The organism is Echinicola sediminis, assembly GCF_054777495.1.
Map to the genome: position 1 here is coordinate 1 of NZ_BAAHAP010000173.1, position 5,222 is coordinate 5,222.

Annotated in this window: 6 protein-coding genes; all 6 read right to left on the minus strand. The window is 35.6% G+C overall.

The genetic code is table 11. The annotated features are described in order from the left end of the window. Window positions 1-139 precede the first annotated feature (139 nt). The gene (locus ACYVAA_RS22120) at window positions 140-895 is read right to left on the minus strand and encodes a hypothetical protein (RefSeq protein ID WP_460546094.1); all 756 of its coding nucleotides are present in this window, start codon (window positions 893-895) and stop codon (window positions 140-142) included. Between the two features lie 47 nt (window positions 896-942). Next, the gene (locus ACYVAA_RS22125; RefSeq protein WP_460546096.1) at window positions 943-2,028 is read right to left on the minus strand and encodes an ImmA/IrrE family metallo-endopeptidase; all 1,086 of its coding nucleotides are present in this window, start codon (window positions 2,026-2,028) and stop codon (window positions 943-945) included. Window positions 2,029-2,030: 2 nt separating this feature from the next. Next, on the minus strand, window positions 2,031-2,315 hold the full coding sequence (locus tag ACYVAA_RS22130; protein WP_460546098.1) for a type II toxin-antitoxin system RelE/ParE family toxin: 285 nt from the start codon (window positions 2,313-2,315) through the stop codon (window positions 2,031-2,033). Between the two features lie 179 nt (window positions 2,316-2,494). Beyond that, the gene (locus tag ACYVAA_RS22135) at window positions 2,495-3,043 is read right to left on the minus strand and encodes a hypothetical protein (protein WP_460546100.1); all 549 of its coding nucleotides are present in this window, start codon (window positions 3,041-3,043) and stop codon (window positions 2,495-2,497) included. Window positions 3,044-3,049: 6 nt separating this feature from the next. Continuing rightward, window positions 3,050-4,585, minus strand: a complete 1,536-nt coding sequence (locus ACYVAA_RS22140; protein ID WP_460546103.1) for an RNA-directed DNA polymerase — start codon at window positions 4,583-4,585, stop codon at window positions 3,050-3,052. Further along, a partial coding sequence (locus tag ACYVAA_RS22145) for a restriction endonuclease subunit S (RefSeq protein WP_460546105.1) occupies window positions 4,582-5,222 on the minus strand: 641 nt, incomplete at its 5' end. The genes ACYVAA_RS22140 and ACYVAA_RS22145, both read right to left, overlap by 4 nt.

Consider the following 5,222-nt stretch of genomic DNA (forward strand, 5'->3'; position numbering starts at 1 on the left):
CCACGCAAAAACAAGTTTTTGCTGATTTGTGTTTTAAATCATGTAATTAATGAACTATATTTATATTATATAATTTTGAATTATATTGCAGAGATTCGTGATAGATTCGATAGTGAATCTATCACGAATTGTCAATGATTCAGTAATGACTATTTTTTTTGAAAACATCTATTCTTTTCGGAATCAGTAAATCTTTTGCAAATTCAGCTGGAATTGCATAATTAAGATCTTTAAGATCCATTTTGGTGCTTGGATACATTATTCCTTTTATCTCAGGAGCACCCAAAAAATGTTTTGTTATGGCTATGGACTTTTTATAAAGAAACCCTTCTTCGGGCAGAACTGTTTTTGTAAACTCCTTAATTATAAACTCTTTTAAAGTTTTATCAAGTTTAATAAGATTATCATTTCCATTATAAAAATAGTGAGTGCCGTAATTATTGAGCGCTGCATATTGCTGGAAATATTTTTCCCTTTTGATATTTTGGAGTACTCCAATTTCAACTACATTAAATTTTTCTGCAACCTCAAATTCTACACATGTTACAGTATCCCCAATCTTAGGGTTTGTCTCAGACAAGCATGTATGACCTCCTCCAGAAACATACAACATCTGATCTCCAATATCATTGCATCTCCCTAGTCTTGTGATTAAATGCTTTGGAGGACACCATAAGTCATTTAATGAATAAAACAACTTATCCCCATCATTAATCCTAATCCTATGAACTTTAATTGTCTTAGGCACTACAAAAGTCAAAAAACCAAAATGGGCAGTGAGCTTACCAAATTCAACAATAAGATCATCAATACTGCAATTTTTCAAATCATGGTTCTTAAATCTGTTAATAGCCCATCGTAATTGCTTAGCACTTGGAAATTTATGTTTCGTCATTCACCACTCCTTTCACTGGATAAAAAAAAATATTCAATAACGCATCTCTAAAATTCAATCTTTTCAATAAGATATCTCCCCACTGAATGAGGTATTAATTTTCGATGCTGAAGCCTTCCTATAATAATTCCTGGATGAGTCTTAAATTCATTAGCAAAATCAATAACCATCTTTTCTGTCAGCTGAGAAGATGAAACAATTATCTCTTCTTGAGCCTTCGTTAGTGTCCAATCTGCTGCAAAACTATCAGCTTCATTCTCCTTTTCGAGATCTTTATCACTATACTCTACGTCCTCTAGAAATATATCCTTCTTACCGTGAAGAAGAATATGACCAGCTTCATGGAAGAATGTAAACCAAAAAATATCATTCCGCTTATGCCTACCCGTTAGTTGGATAACTGGACTATCATTCAACCACCTTGTAGCCCCGTTTAACGGTGCCTTAGGCAAGCAAGGGGTATGAACCACCTTGACCCCTACGGCTGCACAAGCCTGCTTAAGCTGTTCAAAGAAATTAGTTGGATGGGTAGCCATGATTGACTTTATCTTTGGCAATACATCTCTAAATGATTTAGCAGAATATTTACTTACAGCCATTCGTTCTGCTTGTAATTCCCCCATTCGTAGCCATGAAGATATAGCATAGGGCTGGCTGGTTGAGGCTAACGAAATCCTAAATGCTACTTTAAGTTGTTGTTCGAAATAGTACTCCTCCCAAGCAGTTTGATTCGCAAAACCAAAAAAAGACAAGAGCTCTAATGTCTTTTCTTCTATGCTTGTACGTTTTTCCATAAAGCCACATTTAACTAGTTCAGCAATTGGGAATTTTTTGGCCCAATCCGCTGCTTCTCTTAAGGCTTCTTTTTGTTTTTCGCGCGCTTTATACTCCTCAAATCCTTTTTGGTGATTGATCCAGAAATTAGCTGGAATTTGGGTTACATTTTCAAAAAGTATAGCCATATCGGTGGTAATGGCACTATCACCTTTAAGAATTGCGGAAATCGTTTTTTCAGGCTTTCCTGTTCTTACCGCAAATTCCTTTGGCCCCATTTGCATTTCTTCTAACTTTTCAGCTAAGGTTTCACCTGGGTGTGGAACTGATTGAGGTAAATATTGGTTTTGCTTGGCCATAACTACTTCTCCTTGTGATAATTAGTAATCTCAATTACTTCTACTCCTTTTATTTCTACCCAAATATATTGCCCATCCCCATTTGTAGGGATCGGGTCTTCATGGGGAGTAAATATTAATCTGTATGGTTGGTCAAGATCACAAGCCCATTGCCCCTTTCTATTGTCTTTAAGTTCATGAAAGTTTCCGGGCAAATGCCTAACTTCTTCCAAATTACTGCCATAGGACAGTTGAACTAGCCTTTGTCTCAATTTTTGAGCCCTGACTTTCCCAAATTCCTTAACCATTTTTCGGTCGTCGTTAACAGCTTTGGCTAGTTTTTTAGTGGTAAAAGTAATGTTCACTACAAAGTTATTATTTTTTTAACTTACATCAAGTGTTAATTAAAATTATTTAAAATACTCAAACTTCTGTTCATCTGAAATATTTTTTTATCTTCTGTTAGTAAAACTTTTGTCCATTCTATTCAAAAGTCATTTTTAATAGTACGTTTTTCACCCCTTGCAATTGACACACGGCCATTCAAATGCATGATCAGACTATTTACCCCTACTTGGAAATAATCACTTGCATTTGCTTCTAATGGAGGGGTAGAAGTAATTAGAACCCTATGCCATTTTAAGGCTAAACACCAGGATTTTAATTTATCATTCTCGAAGGATGCATATAAATTATGGGCGAATTCATTTCTTATTTTTCTCACCAGATTCAGATCATCTTTTATGACTTTATCGATCAGCCCAAGGCAATAGCACATCTTGATTTTACCACTAAAATTTCCTAAGGGTTGATTGAAAAGCATCATTTCCTCTACTTCTTTTTCATCTTCTGGGAAGAAAGCATACAGAATTTGCTCTAAAATCATTTCTAAAAACGTTCCTCCCAAAATAGCAATGGTTCTATCATCTTTGCTCTCGTAGGTAAAGAGCTTATGAAACTCCATTAGGGAGTCATTTAAATCAAAATACCTATCTACTGCTTTCCCTTTTAAAATGAATCTATCGTTATTTTTCATCTTTCCTTATTCTTCTTTAGTTCTATCAAAAACGGCAAGTCTTTTGGCCAATGTCAAATCTTTACAGTCATTTGGTTTCCTAAAAAGCTTTGTCCCTGCATCGGGAAACAACTTTGACTGACTTGTTACGACTGATTTGAGAAATAAATTACCTAAGTTATCTTCACTTATTAGTTCACTATACTTGGTTATTCCTAGCCCTAGATACTTGTTGAAATAAACCAGCCAAACGAGTTCAAAGATCGATTTTTTATCCGATGCTTTTTCGATTTCAGATTTGATGATAATTTGAAGAGGCTCTTTTAATTGATGTTCTTTTCTGTATTTCAAATATATAGATTCAATAACCGCCAAAACATGGCATAGGACCTTTTCAGATTCCCTTTTAAGCAACATGAGGAGACTAAATGTTTTTAAGATCTGCTTTTTGCGTGAGTTTGCTTCTACATTAAACTTTACCTTAAAAATATTATCATTTGTGTGTAACTCACTAAAGTACTTTTCAAGAATGCTTGTACCTGGATATTCTTTATGAATATCCATTGCTTTTAACAAAGTCAGCTCAAAAGTTTTAAAATCCACTTCATTAGCAGTTCGAAGTGAATGAGGATGATATGCACGGTCATGAGGCCTATATAAACCAGAAGGCAGGTCTAATATTACTGTTTTTGTTTCATTGACACTCAAGTTGTATTGACGTAATTCATCAGCCAAGATTTTTAAAATATGTTCGCCATCATCCTTCTTTTGACAAAGGATTCTGTAATCATCTTTAAACCTTGTTGCTAAGAATTCAATCCCAGCTGCTTGCGCTTTCTCAGAAACTTTTAAATCAATAACAGCTAAAATAATCTCAGCAATTAAATCGCTTAAGGAAGAACCAACCGGTACCCCATTGGTTCTTCCTTTGTTAGCATATTGAACTAGACGGTCAATTTTGTTACCAGTCAATGTAGATTCTCGCATGTCAGCAAAAGCCGCTTCCTGACCTTCCAGTGCCCAAGCAATGCTATGGGTATAAACCGAATTGTAAAAGTTGGTGATGTCGGAACGAACGATATAATTAAAGTGATGTGCCTCAGCAACCAAATCCCTTTCAGCCATCTCAATCCATTCATAAATCATTCTACCCGAACGAAGCGGGCTTAAATTACCTTCATCTCGAGCATTTACAGGAATAGGAAAGCTATACGAAAATATTTTTAGTTCTTTATTGAAAAGTATGTCTATGACCTTTTCCCAATCCTGAATGAGATAGTAAACTATGTCGTGATAATTATATGGATGCTGAATTCCAAATTCACGAGAGGTAAGCAAAGTCTTTGGATAGGAAATCGAAATAATTTCACGTCTGGCCAAATCCCTAATATCAGGGTTATGGGGATTGCTTTCAAGCTTAAAATCTTCCACTTTGAAACTGGGAGGCAGGACATATTGTTCAGGAAAATATCCTTCATTCAACAACCAGTGTGCAATTTTAGCTTTATCAATTGCACGAAGTAGCTTCTCTGTATTCCTGAAATGTTTTTCTGCTAGGTTCATCCAATAACTTCCTTTTCCCTAAGTCTGTCACCAGAATAATCAACCTCCAAAGCCTCCCGTAGAACCTGCTGCAAAAGCAATTCATTCTGCCCCTGGCTTTCCTTGATACTGGCCTCCAACTGATCACAATACCCCATCAACTCATCCAGTTTGTCTACAATGCGCTCTTGTTCCGAGAAAGGGGGGAATGGAACTATTAAGGTCTTCATATTATCTTGAGAAATATTCACTTGACTATCTGCCATTCCTGTCATTTTTTCCTCGATTGTTGGTTTGATAAGAGGGCTATTTAGTGAAAATGCTATAAACTTGGAACTTATAAGATCCTTTATATGCAATATTCTTATCGTCTTATCTGAAAGAATTAGTTTTGTGGTTAAGTCTTCAACACAACAAACTATTCCTACTCTATTTTTTGGGCCTGCTCTTGTTATTAACACATCTCCTTTTTCTATTACATGCTTAGGGTTTATGGAGAATTTTTCAGGAAGGACTTTGTTTTCATTTTCGAGAAAAATCATTTCTTGAACAGCCGTCGTTTTTATCACTCCCCATTCATCTCCTTCGGCAGGTATGTTTTTGCAATTTGGACTTTTTCCTCCCTCTGTATCATTTATTATATCCCCCAACCTACACC

Excerpts from the sequence above, each read along its gene's own strand:
- ACYVAA_RS22120 (WP_460546094.1), bottom strand. The coding sequence starts at position 895 with ATGACGAAACATAAATTTCCAAGTGCTAAGCAATTACGATGGGCTATT.
- ACYVAA_RS22125 (WP_460546096.1), bottom strand. The coding sequence starts at position 2,028 with ATGGCCAAGCAAAACCAATATTTACCTCAATCAGTTCCACACCCAGGT.
- ACYVAA_RS22130 (WP_460546098.1), bottom strand. The coding sequence starts at position 2,315 with ATGGTTAAGGAATTTGGGAAAGTCAGGGCTCAAAAATTGAGACAAAGG.
- ACYVAA_RS22135 (WP_460546100.1), bottom strand. The coding sequence starts at position 3,043 with ATGAAAAATAACGATAGATTCATTTTAAAAGGGAAAGCAGTAGATAGG.
- ACYVAA_RS22140 (WP_460546103.1), bottom strand. The coding sequence starts at position 4,585 with ATGAACCTAGCAGAAAAACATTTCAGGAATACAGAGAAGCTACTTCGT.